Source organism: Pseudomonas sp. LS-2, assembly GCF_003605735.1.
Classification (GTDB): domain Bacteria; phylum Pseudomonadota; class Gammaproteobacteria; order Pseudomonadales; family Pseudomonadaceae; genus Aquipseudomonas.
In genome coordinates this window covers 463,212-477,494 of record NZ_QXTJ01000015.1, presented here as the reverse complement: position 1 = coordinate 477,494, position 14,283 = coordinate 463,212, and the positions used below count along the sequence as shown (strand labels likewise).

Genomic DNA, 14,283 nt, shown 5'->3' with positions numbered 1-14,283 from the left:
ACTTTTCCGTGCTTACTTTTCAGTAGCGAGTATTGCCGCAGGTTTCTTGGCCGTTGAAGGCGGGGTCGGTGTGGCCGTTGGATGCCGGCGATGGAAAACCCGTTCCAGTTGCAGGTAAATCACCGGCGTGGTGAACAGCGTCAGCGCCTGGCTCACCAGCAAGCCTCCGACCACCGCGATACCCAATGGCTGGCGCAGCTCGGCACCGACACCATAGCCGAGCATGAGCGGCAGGGCACCGAGCAAGGCCGCCAGCGTGGTCATGATGATCGGCCGAAAGCGCGTCAGACAGGCTTCATAAATCGCCTCCTGCGGCGTAAGGCCGCGCTGGCGTTGCCCCTCCAGCGCGAAATCCACCAGCAGAATGCCGTTCTTCTTGACGATACCGATCAGCAGCACGATACCGATCAGCCCCATGATCGAGAAATCCTGACCCATGAGCCACAACAGCAGCAATGCGCCGATACCGGCGGAGGGCAGGGTGGAGATGATCGTCAACGGATGCACGAAGCTTTCGTAAAGCACCCCCAGAATGATGTACACCGCCACCAGCGCCGCCAGGATCAGCCACGGCTGATTGGCCAGCGAGCTTTGGAATGCCTGGGCCGCGCCCTGGAAATTACCGATGATCGAGGCGGGCATGCCGATCTCGTTCTTGGCCTGATCCAGCAGCAGCACCGCATCGCCAAGAGCGACACCGGCCGACAGGTTGAACGACAGGTTGGCGGCGGGGAACATGCCGTCATGGCTGATCGACAACGGTCCCATCTTCGGCGCCCCGACCTTCGCCAACGCTGATAACGGAACCATCTCGTTGGTCAGCGGGGAACGCAGATAGAAGTAGTTCAGGCTTTCGGCCTTGCCCCGTTGTTGAGGTTCGAGCTCCAGGATGACCTTGTACTGGTTGATGTCGGTCTGGTACTCGTTAATTTGCCGTTGGCCGAAGGCGTCGTAAAGCGCCTGATCGACGTCTGCGGTGCTCAGGCCGAATCGCGCAGCGGCACTTCGGTCGATGTCCAGATGGGTCACGCTGCCGCCCAATTGCAAGTCGTTGGACAGGTCGCGGAACGCCGAAATCGATTTCAGTTTTTCCGTGAGCTTCTGCGTCCACTCGTTGAGCAAGGCGCCGTTGTTGCTCTTGAGCACGTATTGATATTGCGCGCGGCTCGGGCCTGAACTCAGGTTGATGTCTTGCCCCGCGCGCAGGTACAGCACGATGCCTGGAATCTTCGCCAGTTTGGGTCGGATGCGGTCGATGAACTGGCTCGCGGAAACATCTCGGTCGCCGCGGTCCTTGAGCGCAATCCAGACCCGGCCATTGGCGATGGTCTGGTTGCTGCCGCTGACCCCCACCGAGTGGGAAAAGGCTTTGACGGCGGGATCGGCTGCGATGATTTTCGCCAGTTGTTTGTGTTTCTCGACCATGTCCGGATAAGAGATGTCCGCGGCCGCTTCACTGGTGCCCAGCACCATTCCGGTGTCTTGAACCGGAAAGAAGCCTTTGGGGATCAACACATAACCGGCCACCGCGAGCACCAGCGTCAGGCCGAAAATCCCCATCATCATGCGCTGATGGGCGAGGGCATACCGCACCCCCCGGGCATAATGCGCCAACAGTTTTTCACCGAAGCCTGGGTTGGCTTGCGCGTCGTGTTTGGGCGCGCGCATGAACAGCGCGGCCAGCGTCGGTGCCAGGGTCAGCGACACCAGCACCGAAATCAGAATGGTGGAGGTCGCGGTCAGCGCGAACTCCTTGAACAGCCGGCCCACCACGCCGCCCATGAACAGCAGCGGGATGAACGCCGCGATCAGAGAAAAGCTGATGGACACCACGGTAAAGCCGATCTCGCCCGCGCCCTTGATCGCGGCATCGCGCATGCTTTCGCCGGCTTCCAGATGCCGGTGAATGTTCTCCACTACCACGATGGCGTCGTCGACGACGAAACCGACAGCCACGACGATGGCCACCAGCGTCAGGTTGTTCAGGCTGAATCCGAGCACATACATCAGGGCAAAACTGGCGACCAGCGACACCCCCAGAACGGCGGTGACGATCAGGGTCGCGGACAGTTGGCGCAAAAACAGCGCCATGACCGCGATTACCAGCGCAATGGCGATGAGCAAGGTCATTTCGACTTCATGCAACGAGGCACGAATGGTCTTGGTCCGGTCGCTGAGCACCGAGACGTCCACCGATGCCGGCAGCATTTCCTGCAAGCGCGGCAGTTCGCCCAGCACGCGGTCCACGGTTTCGACGATGTTGGCGCCGGGCTGGCGGAAGACCACGATGTTCACGCCCTGCTGGTCTCCGGACCAGGCTCTGACGTAGGCGTTCTCCGAGCCGTTGATGACCCGTGCGACATCCCGCAGGTGAACCGGCGCGCCGTCTCTGTAGGAGACGATCAGGTTTTCGTAGTCCTTGGCCTGAAACAGTTGGTCGTTGGAGGCCAGGGTAGAAATGCTGTCCTTGCCGTACAACGCACCTTTCGCCAGGTTCAGACTGGTCTGCTGCAAGGTGCCGCGCAGATCGGCCAGTGTCAGACCAATGGAGGCCAGTTTCTCCGGCGCTGCCTGGACGCGAATCGCGGGACGTTGTTGCCCGGTGATGGCGACCTGGCCTACGCCATTGATCTGACTAAGCTGGCGCGCCAGAAGCGATTCGGTGATATCGCTCAGCTCGGTGCCCGGCATCAGATTGGAACTGACGCTGAGGATCAGCACAGGGCTATCGGCCGGATTGACCTTGCGCCAGGTCGGCGCGGTCGGCAGGTCGGCTGGCAAACGTCCCGAGGCCGTATTGATGGCTGCCTGCACCTCCTGCGCGGCGGTGTCGATGCTTTTGTTCAACACGAATTGCAGCGTGAGGTTGGTCGAGCCGAGTGCGCTGCTCGACGTCATCTGAGTCATGCCGGGAATGGCGCTGAACTGGACTTCAAGCGGCGTTGCAACCGATGAAGCCATGGTTTGCGGACTGGCACCGGGCAATTGCGCGGTGACTTGAATGGTCGGAAATTCAGCTTCCGGCAACGGTGCGACCGGCAAACGAGGAAACGCGATACACCCCAGGAGAATCAGCGCGAACGTCAGCAGAACCGTGGCGATCGGGTGATTGACGCACCACGCGGAAATCGATCCATGGCCTTTCATTTCGAGCCACCGCTGGCGGCGTCAGCAGAGGCGGCCAGCGTGTCGACAGCCTCGGCCTTGACTACTTCAATGTGCGCGCCGTTCTTGAGACGCGACTGACCATCACTGACCAGCACGTCGTTGGCGTTCACACCGTTTATCAGTGTCAGGTCGCTGTCCTGGTACAGCACCTTGACGGGGACCACCTCGACTTTGTCACCCTTGACCCGATACACGAAGTGCTGATCGATCCCCCGTTGCACCACTTGCGGCGGGACCTTCAAGGCGTCGCGGTCGATGGCGGTCTGAATGCGCACCGTCACCAGTTGGCCGGGCCAGAGTTTTTCGCTGGCATTGTCAAAGGTGGCCTTTGCGCGAATGGTCCCGGTGGTGGCGGCGACCTGATTGTCGATGAGCGTCAGCTCGCCTTCGCCCAGCAGCGTGCCATTGGCGCCTTCGCCCAGATAGGCGTTGACCTTGGCGGGGGAGGGCGCTTTGAGCAGGTCGTGCAAGGTTGGGAGCATCTGTTGCGGCAGGGAAAACTCCACCGACACCGGGTCGATCTGCGTCACGGAAAACAGGCCCGTCGCGTCGCTGACCCGCAGAAAGTTGCCTTCGTCGACATTGCGAATGCCCACCCGGCCGGTCACGGGGGAGCGGATTTGCGTATAGGAAAGCTGCACTTGCGAGGCGTTGATCGATGCCTGATTACCGAGGACCGTGGCCTTGAGCTGGTTGACCAACGCCTGCTGCTGATCGTACTGCTGTCTGGAAATGCTGTTGTCCACCGTCAGCAGCTTGTATCGCTTGAGATCCACCTGGGCGACATCCAGTTGCGCCTGGCTCTGGCTCAACTGCGCTTTGGCCTGCTCCAGCGCTGCACGAATCGAGCGGTCATCGATTGTCGCCAGCAGGTCCCCGGTCTTGACCTGTTGACCTTCCTTGACCAATAGCCTGGTCAGGATGCCGTCCACCTGCGGGCGAACCACCACACTTTGCAGCGAGAGCACCGAACCGATGCCGGTGACATAGCGCGGTACATCCTTCTTAACGACGTTGATCACCTGAACCGGCACTGCAACCGGCGCACTGACTTTCGTGGTCTTGGGGCGCGTCACGAACCAGGTACCTATCGCAATCAGTGCAACCAGAGCGGTAATGGCTACCACAGATTTTTTCTTCTTGTGCATACAGGGATAACGCCAGCGAAAGTGTGGTGGGCGGATAATCGAGAGCTTCCTTTATAACCCCTCGACCCGGTCAGCAAAATGACTGCTACCTGTCAATATTGTCAGCTGGAGAAGGGCGGAGGATGAAGTGGCGTAAAGAATATGCGCACCGAGGCGATAACAGGGAAGAGGCGAGGATTTCGATGAGCAAGCATCCCTGTTCTAGGGATATTTCCTACATGGATCTTCCGGATTTCTTGTCGGCTGTCCCAGGCTCGACTTAACTTCAACGGGTCAGTCATCACTCCGGAGTATGGCGATGAAAAGCAAGAAGACTGTTTCGATGTTTTTTTCGATCGCGTTTATCGGGGCCTGTGTCGTGGGCGCGCCATCGGCCTCGGCGAAGGAGAATGCACTGATGTTCCACGGACAGCTCGTCAACGCTGGCTGCGACGCCAGGGTGGTCACAGGTACCGGACAACAGGAGGGGCTCAAGGCGCTGAAGGTGAGTGACAGACTCAGTGTCGGGCTCATGAATCACGACGACGCATGCGAGGGCGCGACCGTGCCGGTTTCGACCGCCTATGCCGAACACACCTCGATCACGGCCGATCTTCACGGCGGCATCGTCACCCTGACCTATCAGTAATCCACCGCTTGCGACTGCAAGCGCAAAAAAGGCCGCTGGGCTGCTTCGGCACAGGCGGCTTTTTCATGCCTGCGATTCGTCCACCGGCATCAATCCTTAAAAATCGAATGCAAAGGTTGGATCACTCTTTTATTTGAACGATATCCCGCCAGGCCACGTGTTATCAGGCGGCTGACTTAATTCTGTCATTTCCTACAGAAAGTTCTCGCAAGCCACACTGTCGTTTCTGCGCTCTCAAGGTAGATAGCCTGACAGCCGCTCGCCGGCGGCGCACTTATAGTTCTCGTCGTCCTCTTGGGCACACACGAACTGACACAAGGAACGTCGTTAACATGAAGAAGATTTCTCTTTCTCTGGCCATCCTGGCCGCGCTGGGTCTTAGCGTAGCGAGCACTGCCAACGCTGCAAACAACGGCAAGCTGATTTTTACCGGAACGCTCACGGATATGACCTGCGACGTGACAGCGGGCAGCGGCACCAGCCCTGGCAACGGCACAGACATCAACGTGGACCTGGGCAACGTTTCGTTCTCCGACATCGGCGACTTTGCAACTGCCAAACTCGAAACCGCTTCGCCGATCCAGCTGCTGGTGGAGTGCAGCGGCGGCACCGGGCAGTACAGTCAGGTGGACATGCGTTTCGTCGCCCGCCAGGGCAGCGGCCTGGACAATCTTGATCAACGACTGCTGCGCACCACGGGTGCTGCGGACGGTGTTGGCATCGGCTTGATCAATACCGCTGACCAATTGATGGAACTCAATGGTGACGAGAAAATCTCCGCTGAACTCGTTGAAGATGCAGGCGTTCTGCGAGCTGAACTCAACTTCGGCGCCGTTTATGTATTGAACGGGGCGGCCACCAATCCTGGTCAGGCCGATGGCTTCCTGCCATTCGTAATGGAATACCTGTAATGCAGCGGGCGGGGCGAGCATCGCTCGCTTCGCCTTCTTCTGAACCCAAGGCGGTTTCCTCTCATGGTTTCAAACCTTATTCGTAGCTCAGGCCTGTGGTTGTGGTCGGGGCTGGCGATGACGCTGGCTGCCCAGGCGCAGGCGGGCATCGTGCTGAACACAACACGCGTCATTTACTCGGGCGCCGACAAGGAAGTCTCTCTTCAGGTGCACAACACCGGGACCGGCGACATCCTTGCGCAGTCCTGGCTTGAAGCAGACCGGGAATCGGTAACGTCGACGCCTCCACCTTTCGCGATTACCCCGTCTCTGGCGCGAATGTCCGGCGACGGCAGACAGCTCATCAGGCTCATCTATTCGGGCGAAGGCCTTGCCCAGGATCGCGAGTCGGTGCTCTGGCTCAACGTTCAGGAAATACCGCAAACCGGTGATGAAAACCAACTGCAGATCGCCATCCGACAACGCATCAAATTGTTCTACCGGCCCCAGGGTTTGATCGCAGATCCCTCCAAGGCAGCGCAGTCTTTGAAGTGGCAACTGCGCGGTCGCCAGCTTGAGGTCATCAACCCGGGGCCTTACCACGTATCGATGCTCAAAATTGAGGGCCGGCAGAAAGGGCAGGTGATGCTCCTCGACGAGAACCGCATGCTCGCACCTGCGCAGCGGTTGCTATTGCCCCTCAAACAGGCGTCCGGACCCGGCCCGTTGGAGCTGGCGTTCACCAGCATCAATGACTTCGGCGCTCAAGAGTCTTATCGCGCCAGTGTGCTTGGGGACAGAGCGACCCAGGCGAGCAAGACCGAGTCTCGTCCCGACTAGCGATTTTCCACGCTGGCCGGGATTTTTTCCGTTGACCCCTTTTTCCAGTCGGAGGCAACCCCGGCTGGGGCGTCGTGCGCCTGCGGGAAAGGAATTGGCAGCGCATCGACACTCAGAGTACGAGTGAAATTAGCGAATGGAACGGCGAGAAAAGAACAACGAGGGACACATCCCCGGATCTGTTTCGCTTTGCGCCTGTGAGCGCAAGGCAGACGGTCGAAAGACGCACAAGCGTCACCCATTGTCCGCCTGTATCGCAGCGACCACTGCATGGATGATCGGCTCCAGCGCCATGGCCATGACCGATGAAGGCGGAGTGAAATTCAACACGGCATTCATTCAAGGGACGGATCAACCAGCGGACCTGAACACCTTTCTGCAAGGGAACAGCGTGCTACCAGGCACCTACCGTGTCGACGTTTATGTCAACCGCAAGCTGAGCGGACGACGCGACATCAGCTTTGCTGCCAATCCGGCCTCCGGCGCCATCGAAGCCTGCCTGACCGTGGAGATGCTGAGTCAGTTCGGTGTGGATACCCGTGATATGAAGAGCACAGATGCGGGGGCGAATGGCTGTTTCGATTTGCCAAGGAACGTCGAATTCGCCCACGTTGACTATCAGCCCGCAAGTCTGCGGCTGAACGTCAGTATCCCTCAGGCAATGATGACGCGCAGCGCGCGAGGTTACGTGCCTCCAGAACTGTGGGATGAGGGCGAGACGGTCGGCTTCGTCAATTACAACTTCAGCGGTTCGCGCCGCACGCGCGACGGTCAGTCCCGAGACCAGTATTACCTTGGTTTGCGCAACGGGTTGAACGTCGGAGCATGGCGATTGCGCAACGAGTCTTCCGTCACCTACGGCGACGATCAGCCCTACCGTTTTCGAAGCAACCGCACCTTTGTCCAGCGCGACATCAGTTCGTTGAAGAGCCAGTTGACGCTGGGTGAAACCTTCACCGAGTCGCAGGTGTTCGACAGCGTACGCTTTCGCGGGGCCATGCTTGAGTCCGATGACGGGATGCTGCCGGACAATGAACGCGTCTATGCGCCGGTCATTCGCGGCATCGCCGAAACCAACGCCACGGTGGAGGTGAGGCAGAACGGCTTCATGCTCTACAGCGGGAATGTTTCTCCCGGGCCATTCGAGATTTCCGACATCTATCCCAGCGGTTCCAACGGCGATCTGGAGGTGACGGTGGTCGAGGCCGATGGCCGCAAGCGTGTTTTCATCCAGGCTTACGCGTCGTTGCCGATCATGGTGCCGAAGGGCGCGTTGCGTTACAGCCTGGCCGTGGGTCAGTACGACAGCAACGCTCAGGGTGGCGAGTCGCCGAGTTTCGGCAGCGGGACGTTGGTCTATGGTCTGACGGAACGCGTGACGGCTGCCGGTGGGGCCCAGATCGCTGAGGACTATCAGGCGGGGAATATCGGCGCCGGGGTCAATACCGGGCTAGGCGCTGTCTCTCTTGATCTCACGCAATCGATCAGTCAGCAGCGACTGCAGACGTACAGCGGGCAAAGCCTGCGTCTGCGCTACGCCAATACTCTCGACCTGACCAACACGACCGTGGCGGTGGCCGGATACCGTTACTCCACCGACCAGTACCGCACGTTCGATGAGCATGTCGAAGAGTTGCAGAGCTTCAACCCGACACGTTATGGGCGGGCCAAGGATCGCGTTGAATTCAACCTCACTCAATCCCTGCCCGAGCAGGCCGCGTCGCTGAGCTTTACCGGATCCGAGCAGCGTTATTGGGACATGGCCGGCAAGACGCGACAGTTTTATCTGTCCTGGAACGCCGGGTGGCGGAGTCTGAGTTACAGCCTTGCCGTAGAGCGCAACCAGACCTTTGAGCGTGACGGGCACAGTCAGTCCGACAACCGCATCGCACTGACTTTGAGCCTGCCGCTGGGCGACAGCTCCGGGTCGTCGCGAGCGTTTTTCAATGCGGTACATGACGGTAGCGGCGACTACGACCTGCAGGCTGGCCTCAATGGCCAGGTGCTCGATGATCGCAATACGTTCTATTCGGTTCAGACCGGCCACGATAACCGGTCCGGTTCTGCCGGGTTCGGCAAACTCACGACCACCAAGCCGTACGGACGGTTCGACGCAGGATACGGTCAAGGACGTGACTATCGCACAGTCAGTCTGGGGGCTGCGGGCTCCGTCGTGGCTCATGCGGGCGGGGTGAACTTCGGTCAGCCCCTGGGTGAAACTTTTGCGCTGGTTCAGGTCAAGGACGTCGATGGCGCACAACTGACCAACTTCAGCAACGTTGAAACCGGACGCAATGGTTACGCGATCCTGCCTTACGCTCAGCCTTATCGTGCGAATTGGGTCAGTCTCGATACGCGTCAGTTGGGCGCCGATGTGGAACTGGAGAATGCCGTTTCACAGGTCGTCCCTCGTCGGGGTGCCGTGCCTTTGGTCAGCTTCAAGGCGGCAGTCGGACGTCGTGTGCAGTTCGAGTTGGTCCGCCCGGATGGCAGCCGACTGCCGCTTGGTGCAGTGATCGAAGACGAACATGGAAAGCTGCTGGCCGCAGTCGATCCCACCAGTCGCGCGCTGGTATTGAGCGAGCAGGACACGGGCGAGCTCATCGCCAGATGGTCCGATCAGCAATGCCGTGCACGATTCGATCTTCCTCCCCGAAACCCACAACGGACCTATGACCGGGTCAAGGTGCTTTGCCAATGATCTGGAAGACAGTGGTGTGCGCGCTCGTGGCGTTTTTCAGCAGCGATGCAGTCGCGGTGGTGTCGTTGGCTGGAACGAGGCTGATTTTCGATGGCCGCTTCCCAGAGGCCGCGATCGAGGTGGGCAACCCCGGCAGCGATCAAGTGCTGATCCAGGCGTGGCTGGCTGATGCCAACGCGCCCCCAGGCGGTAAATCGACGCTGCCGTTTGTCGTCACGCCGCATCTGGCACAGCTGCCCGCCAAGGGCAGACAAATGATGAGGGTGCTGTACGAGGGGGTTGGCATGCCGATCGACCGCGAATCTTTGTTGCACCTGTACGTGCTGGAGGTGCCGCGCCGCAGCGAGGCCAACCAGCGACTGAGCATCGCGGTGCGTCAGCGCATTAACGTGTTTTATCGCCCCAAGGGGCTGACTGGCGATCCGGCGCAGGCGGCGCAGATGCTCGCCTGGCATTGGCGCGCTGCCGGTCGCGGAACACTGAGCGTGCGTAACCCGACGCCTTTTCACGTTGTGCTTCAACGTCTGGCCCTCAACGGCATCGAGGTCACTGAGGACCTGATGATCAAACCTTTTTCCGAGCGCACGTTGCCCGTGACCGGGAGTGTCAGTGACCAGGCAGCGTCTGGCAGCCTGAATTTCAAGGCGCTGACCGACTACGGAGGACAGCGCGAGTTCTGCGCCAACGTTCTGACCGATACACCGTTCAACGCCCGGTTGCGCAGACCGGGTGCCCAATCATCCATAGGGAAATGCTGACTGTGTTGACTTCCTGTTATACCCGCTGGTGTCCGACCTTTCTTCTGACTTTTCTGCTCCCAGCCACCGGGATGGCGATGACCTGCAAGACGCAAGGAGCCGGTGAGACCGTGATCCGAGCCGATCTGAGCAGCAGCGTTGCCATTCCCGCGACATTGCCCGATGGCAGCGCGGTCTGGCGTTCAGAGCGGCTGAACATTCCCGTCGAGTGTTCCCGGAATCAACCGGGCGGTGCAGAGGAAGTGTTCCTGTATCTGAACCCCGAAAACCTTCAGATAGGTCAGGGCATTCGTGCCGGGCTGACACTCAATGGCGTTGATTATGTGCAGGCTCAGGGACGAATTCCCACGCAGCAACTGCTACCTGCGTGCAGTAATGCCGGTGAAAACCTCAAGGCGTGTCCGAGCGTCAGTTTCAGTCTGCCGTTTTCGGTGTTCATTCAGAAGTTCGGTCCGACCCCGCCATCCGGCGTCGCGAGCGATCTGACCGACTACCGGATGTTCCAGATCGACGGCGCCAGCGGGATGACCCCGGTGCCTGACAGTAACCTGAACTACGTGATCAACAATCTTGGCGGGTTACGTTTCGTCGCCTGTGATGCCGAGTTGCGCGTCATGCCGGAAACCGTTGAGTTCGGCGATGTCGCCATCAGAAATGTGCGGGTGGGGGAGGTGGCGACCTTCCAGCGTTTTGCGCTCGCGACCAGTCGCACCTGCGATTCGCCCTTCAGCCTGAACGCGCGCTTCACTCCGGTTTCCGGCACGTTGTCCGGCGATGTCCTGATCCCCGTGAACAACGACAGTATTGGTATTCGCATCACCAATGCGATCACCGATCAGCCTGTCCCCTACCATGAACCCTTTCACATTACCGACCTGCCAGAGGGCAACTATTCGGCGACTGCCGATTTCAACGCCGAGCTGATATGGCAAAACAGTGTGCCCAGACCCGGGCCCTTTTCGGCAGAGCTGATGGTGGACTTGTTCTACAAATAAGCCGCTGCTCGGTTGTCACAGGCAGTCGTTCGGCGATTCAGGTATGCTGCGCGCCCTGCGGGCACTGCCTGATCACCCATCGACCGTTTCACGATTACGGAGCTTTCATGACCACCCCTGAACACACCTCAGCTCCTGACACTGCCATTGAACCGGTCGATGCCAACGTCGCGTCGAACGACGTCAAACCGGCCATCCCGGCTTTTCGCTTTCCCTTCAAACCAGCCGAGCTGGCGCAGGCAAAGAAAGATCAGCCGTACTACAAGGGATCGGGCAAGTCCAATCACGACAAGCGCCCAGGCGCTGCGCCTTCCGGTACTCGTCGCTCCATGGGCAAGCGCTGAACACGGCTGTCAGCCTTCCTTGCGAAAACTGTCGCGGTATTGCGTTGGCGTCACGCCAAGGCGCTGACTGAAGATCAGCCGCATCCGCGCTGCGCTGCCGAATCCACAGTGATAGGCCACGGCCTTGATCGCCATTTCGCTGCCTTCCAGCAAATGGCGCGCTGCGTCGATCCGCGCACGTTGTACGAACTCGGCGGGCGTGACCTTTGCGTCGCGAGCGAACACTCGGGCGAAGCTGCGCGGGCTCATGGAAACCACTTCTGCCAGCCGCTCCACTGAAAACGGTTCGCTGATGTGTTCCATGACATAGCGCTGGATCTTGGCGACGGGCGAGTCATCGTCCACCGAAGCAGTAAGGTAGGGGCTGAACTGCGACTGACCGCCCTGACGCTGCGCTACCACCAACAACCGTTTGGCGACAGCCAGGGCAATGGCCGGGCCATGATCTTCGGCGACCAATGCCAAGGCCATGTCGATGCCTGCGGTCACACCCGCCGACGTCAGCAGTTTCCCGTCGCGAACGTAGATTCGGTCGGGTTCCACCTGCGCCAGTGGAAACCGATCAGCCAGTTGCTGCGCATGGCTCCAGTGGGTGGCAGCGCTCTTGCCATCCAGCAGGCCCGCGTGGCCAAGGATGAACGCGCCGGTGCAGATCGATCCATAGCGCCCCGCCAACGGCGCGGCCTCATGAAGCCAGGCCGTGATGTGCGGCATTTCCTTATCCGTCGGCAGCAGTGGACCTCCCGGCACCAGTAGAATATCGAACTGCTTCGGTGCATCGGCCAGATCATGGCGAGCGCCCAACGGCATACCGTTGGACGCCATGATCGGGTAGGGAGCGGTGCCGATGGTGGTGATCTGGTAGGCATCTTCCTGGGCCACGAACCCATTGGCTTCGGCAAATACGTCCAGCGGGCCTGCGACGTCCAGTGACTGAACGTGGGGGAACAGCACGATCGCGACGCTTTTCATCGAACGGCCTCAGTCGCTCTGCAACGGGATGAACATATAGCTCATTGACTCCCCTGACTCCAGCCTGACGCCTGTCTGTTGCAACCGTCGTGTCGCCGTTTCGCCAGTCACGCGGAAGCCCCAGCCATCGTTCGATACTTCTGGCAACGTTCCAGCGCCCGATTGAGCGACTGCCGAAGCGAAGGCGTTCATGTCCGGTAGATAGGCCACGAAGCCGTTGCCTTTGAGCGCCGTGGTATTGATACCCAGCGCCATGCAGATCGCCTGCTTTTGGGCGATGTCGTCACGATCCGCCTGCCGAGACTGCTCGATCAGCGCCATCAACTGTTGATCCACCAACTGACCGCCAACGATCAGGTCCGGTCCCTGGGCCCAGGATTCGCTCGGGCAGTCCTTGGCTTGCGGCCGCAGCGGGATATGCGGATTGATCTCCATGGGATAGATCCGGCACACCAGCGGGCGCCGCTCGTAGATGCGGCAGAGATTGTCCGCGTCAAGATTTCGGCATCGGCCCGCGTTGTAAGCAGCAAAGGTGATGGCCACCAGGGCCTGTGCCGAGCCGCTGTTGACGGGGTGCGAGCGGCGTGTCGCGTGGCTGATCTGCTCGGGAGGAACGCCGTAGCCATCGGCCAGGAACGCTTCGGTCAGCACGATGACCGAACCGCCGTCAGCCGCCCAATGCGCGGCCTCCACGAGTGTCAAAGGAACGTGATGGTCGGTGCAGCACTTGCCGCAGCCGACGCAGGAAAACTGAGTGTTCATCGGAAGAAAACGCCGCCAGCTCATAAAGAAGAAACCCCGCAGCCTCGCGCTGGTTATCTGTCAGCGCGGGAGAGGATTCTGTAGATGGCGGGAAATGCAGCAAGTTATGCGCCAGCGTCATTGGCTGAACTCGCAATCTTCGGCAGTCCAGCTTGCCGGCGGAGGGCATCCGCCGACCAGCCGGGGCATTGAGGGAGATTTCTGAATAGTCAGCGGGTTATTTCTTCGGCAGCGTCGTCACGTTATCCCACTCGGTGATCAGGGCTTTCTTGTTCTTGCGGTCATACAGGCACAGTTCTGTGCCGGTCTTGTTTTTCATGAAGGCCTGTTTGTACTGGCCTTTGATAAGCAGCGCGCTGTAGCCCACGCTGTCATCGAACATCGCCGAAGCGCCGGCGGGTTTGGCATTCTTCAGCGAGCTGGCTGCGACACAACTGTCCACCAGCGTCTTGTCGAACGCTTTCCAGGCGTCATCACTGGATGCGCTCGCCTGGCCCGCGAGTGCGCTCAGGCCCAGCAACAGCAGGGTGGTCGTTTTCATGGGTATCTCCGTCGTTGTCTCGTTGGAATATAGGACAGCGACTTGGACTGGCTCAGCGCGGGTCGAGTTCGCAGCGGTGAACATAATCCATGCCCGCGCGCTCATAGAGCTGCCTTGCGGCCCGGTTGCTTTCCATGACCTTGAGATCGACATGGCCTTCGCGGCGTTCGGCGAAGGCTTCGAATGCACGGTCTAGCAGGGCGATGCCCAGGCCGCGACGCTGTGCGCGAGGGTGAACGACGAGGTTGCGGATAAACGCGCTGGTCCAGCCCTGAGCCACGGCGACCACACCCAAGGGATCTTCGACGACGAAACACAGTTCGCGATCAAATTCCGGATCACGCTCGAAGGCCTCCAGCCACGTCGTGAAATCCGCTACCCGGCCACCGCCATCACGCGTGCCGAGCATGAACAGCTGATGCACGTCAAAAGCGTTCTCCACACAGAATGGGACTTCGCGCATTGAAAGCGGCCAGACCACTGGACGGCGCGGCAGGTTGAGGTCGCGACGCATCAGCCAATAATGGCGGGCGGAG

Annotated in this window: 13 protein-coding genes; 7 read left to right on the top strand and 6 right to left on the bottom strand. The window is 59.9% G+C overall.

Annotation, left to right across the window (positions count from 1 at the left end; translation table 11 throughout):
- Positions 1–12: 12 nt before the first annotated feature.
- Positions 13–3,147 carry a multidrug efflux RND transporter permease subunit gene (locus D3M70_RS10510; protein WP_120125688.1) on the bottom strand — a complete coding sequence of 1,045 codons (3,135 nt, stop codon included), beginning with the start codon at positions 3,145–3,147 and terminating at the stop codon, positions 13–15.
- Positions 3,144–4,316, bottom strand: coding sequence for an efflux RND transporter periplasmic adaptor subunit (locus D3M70_RS10505; RefSeq protein ID WP_120125687.1), 1,173 nt, complete (start codon positions 4,314–4,316; stop codon positions 3,144–3,146). The genes D3M70_RS10510 and D3M70_RS10505 overlap by 4 nt, the downstream gene beginning before the upstream one ends.
- 298 nt (positions 4,317–4,614) lie before the next feature.
- Between D3M70_RS10505 and D3M70_RS10500 the strand changes: the two genes are divergently transcribed.
- From D3M70_RS10500 to D3M70_RS10470, 7 genes are all read left to right on the top strand, one after another.
- On the top strand, positions 4,615–4,944 hold the full coding sequence (locus D3M70_RS10500; RefSeq protein WP_120125686.1) for a hypothetical protein: 330 nt from the start codon (positions 4,615–4,617) through the stop codon (positions 4,942–4,944).
- 332 nt (positions 4,945–5,276) lie between these two features.
- Positions 5,277–5,855, top strand: a complete 579-nt coding sequence (locus D3M70_RS10495; RefSeq protein WP_120125685.1) for a fimbrial protein — start codon at positions 5,277–5,279, stop codon at positions 5,853–5,855.
- 63 nt (positions 5,856–5,918) lie between these two features.
- Positions 5,919–6,674 (top strand): molecular chaperone, encoded by a 756-nt coding sequence (locus tag D3M70_RS10490; RefSeq protein ID WP_120125684.1) that lies wholly within the window; start codon positions 5,919–5,921, stop codon positions 6,672–6,674.
- A 136-nt stretch (positions 6,675–6,810) separates the two neighbouring features.
- Entirely contained in the window at positions 6,811–9,375 is a 2,565-nt protein-coding gene (locus D3M70_RS10485) for a fimbria/pilus outer membrane usher protein (RefSeq protein WP_120125683.1), read from the top strand.
- The gene (locus D3M70_RS10480) at positions 9,372–10,133 is read left to right on the top strand and encodes a molecular chaperone (protein WP_120125682.1); all 762 of its coding nucleotides are present in this window, start codon (positions 9,372–9,374) and stop codon (positions 10,131–10,133) included. The genes D3M70_RS10485 and D3M70_RS10480 overlap by 4 nt, the downstream gene beginning before the upstream one ends.
- A complete protein-coding gene (locus D3M70_RS10475) occupies positions 10,127–11,128 on the top strand; it encodes a fimbrial protein (protein WP_120125681.1) in 1,002 nt (333 codons plus the stop codon). The genes D3M70_RS10480 and D3M70_RS10475 overlap by 7 nt, the downstream gene beginning before the upstream one ends.
- A 107-nt stretch (positions 11,129–11,235) precedes the next feature.
- Positions 11,236–11,472 carry a hypothetical protein gene (locus D3M70_RS10470; RefSeq protein WP_120125680.1) on the top strand — a complete coding sequence of 79 codons (237 nt, stop codon included), beginning with the start codon at positions 11,236–11,238 and terminating at the stop codon, positions 11,470–11,472.
- Between the two features lie 9 nt (positions 11,473–11,481).
- Here the strand turns inward: D3M70_RS10470 and D3M70_RS10465 are convergent, their stop codons facing one another.
- From D3M70_RS10465 to D3M70_RS10450, 4 genes are all read right to left on the bottom strand, one after another.
- Positions 11,482–12,444, bottom strand: coding sequence for a GlxA family transcriptional regulator (locus tag D3M70_RS10465; RefSeq protein ID WP_120125679.1), 963 nt, complete (start codon positions 12,442–12,444; stop codon positions 11,482–11,484).
- 9 nt (positions 12,445–12,453) lie between these two features.
- Positions 12,454–13,206 carry a YkgJ family cysteine cluster protein gene (locus tag D3M70_RS10460; RefSeq protein WP_120125678.1) on the bottom strand — a complete coding sequence of 251 codons (753 nt, stop codon included), beginning with the start codon at positions 13,204–13,206 and terminating at the stop codon, positions 12,454–12,456.
- A gap of 217 nt (positions 13,207–13,423) precedes the next feature.
- Positions 13,424–13,747, bottom strand: coding sequence for a hypothetical protein (locus D3M70_RS10455; RefSeq protein ID WP_120125677.1), 324 nt, complete (start codon positions 13,745–13,747; stop codon positions 13,424–13,426).
- A 52-nt stretch (positions 13,748–13,799) separates the two neighbouring features.
- Positions 13,800–14,261 (bottom strand): N-acetyltransferase, encoded by a 462-nt coding sequence (locus D3M70_RS10450; RefSeq protein WP_120125676.1) that lies wholly within the window; start codon positions 14,259–14,261, stop codon positions 13,800–13,802.
- Positions 14,262–14,283 lie beyond the last annotated feature (22 nt).

Bases quoted from the DNA above. Each gene is read 5' to 3' on its own strand.
- D3M70_RS10510 (WP_120125688.1), bottom strand. From the start codon at position 3,147: ATGAAAGGCCATGGATCGATTTCCGCGTGGTGCGTCAATCACCCGATC.
- D3M70_RS10505 (WP_120125687.1), bottom strand. From the start codon at position 4,316: ATGCACAAGAAGAAAAAATCTGTGGTAGCCATTACCGCTCTGGTTGCA.
- D3M70_RS10500 (WP_120125686.1), top strand. From the start codon at position 4,615: ATGAAAAGCAAGAAGACTGTTTCGATGTTTTTTTCGATCGCGTTTATC.
- D3M70_RS10495 (WP_120125685.1), top strand. From the start codon at position 5,277: ATGAAGAAGATTTCTCTTTCTCTGGCCATCCTGGCCGCGCTGGGTCTT.
- D3M70_RS10490 (WP_120125684.1), top strand. From the start codon at position 5,919: ATGGTTTCAAACCTTATTCGTAGCTCAGGCCTGTGGTTGTGGTCGGGG.
- D3M70_RS10485 (WP_120125683.1), top strand. From the start codon at position 6,811: ATGGAACGGCGAGAAAAGAACAACGAGGGACACATCCCCGGATCTGTT.
- D3M70_RS10480 (WP_120125682.1), top strand. From the start codon at position 9,372: ATGATCTGGAAGACAGTGGTGTGCGCGCTCGTGGCGTTTTTCAGCAGC.
- D3M70_RS10475 (WP_120125681.1), top strand. From the start codon at position 10,127: ATGCTGACTGTGTTGACTTCCTGTTATACCCGCTGGTGTCCGACCTTT.
- D3M70_RS10470 (WP_120125680.1), top strand. From the start codon at position 11,236: ATGACCACCCCTGAACACACCTCAGCTCCTGACACTGCCATTGAACCG.
- D3M70_RS10465 (WP_120125679.1), bottom strand. From the start codon at position 12,444: ATGAAAAGCGTCGCGATCGTGCTGTTCCCCCACGTTCAGTCACTGGAC.
- D3M70_RS10460 (WP_120125678.1), bottom strand. From the start codon at position 13,206: ATGAACACTCAGTTTTCCTGCGTCGGCTGCGGCAAGTGCTGCACCGAC.
- D3M70_RS10455 (WP_120125677.1), bottom strand. From the start codon at position 13,747: ATGAAAACGACCACCCTGCTGTTGCTGGGCCTGAGCGCACTCGCGGGC.
- D3M70_RS10450 (WP_120125676.1), bottom strand. From the start codon at position 14,261: ATGCGTCGCGACCTCAACCTGCCGCGCCGTCCAGTGGTCTGGCCGCTT.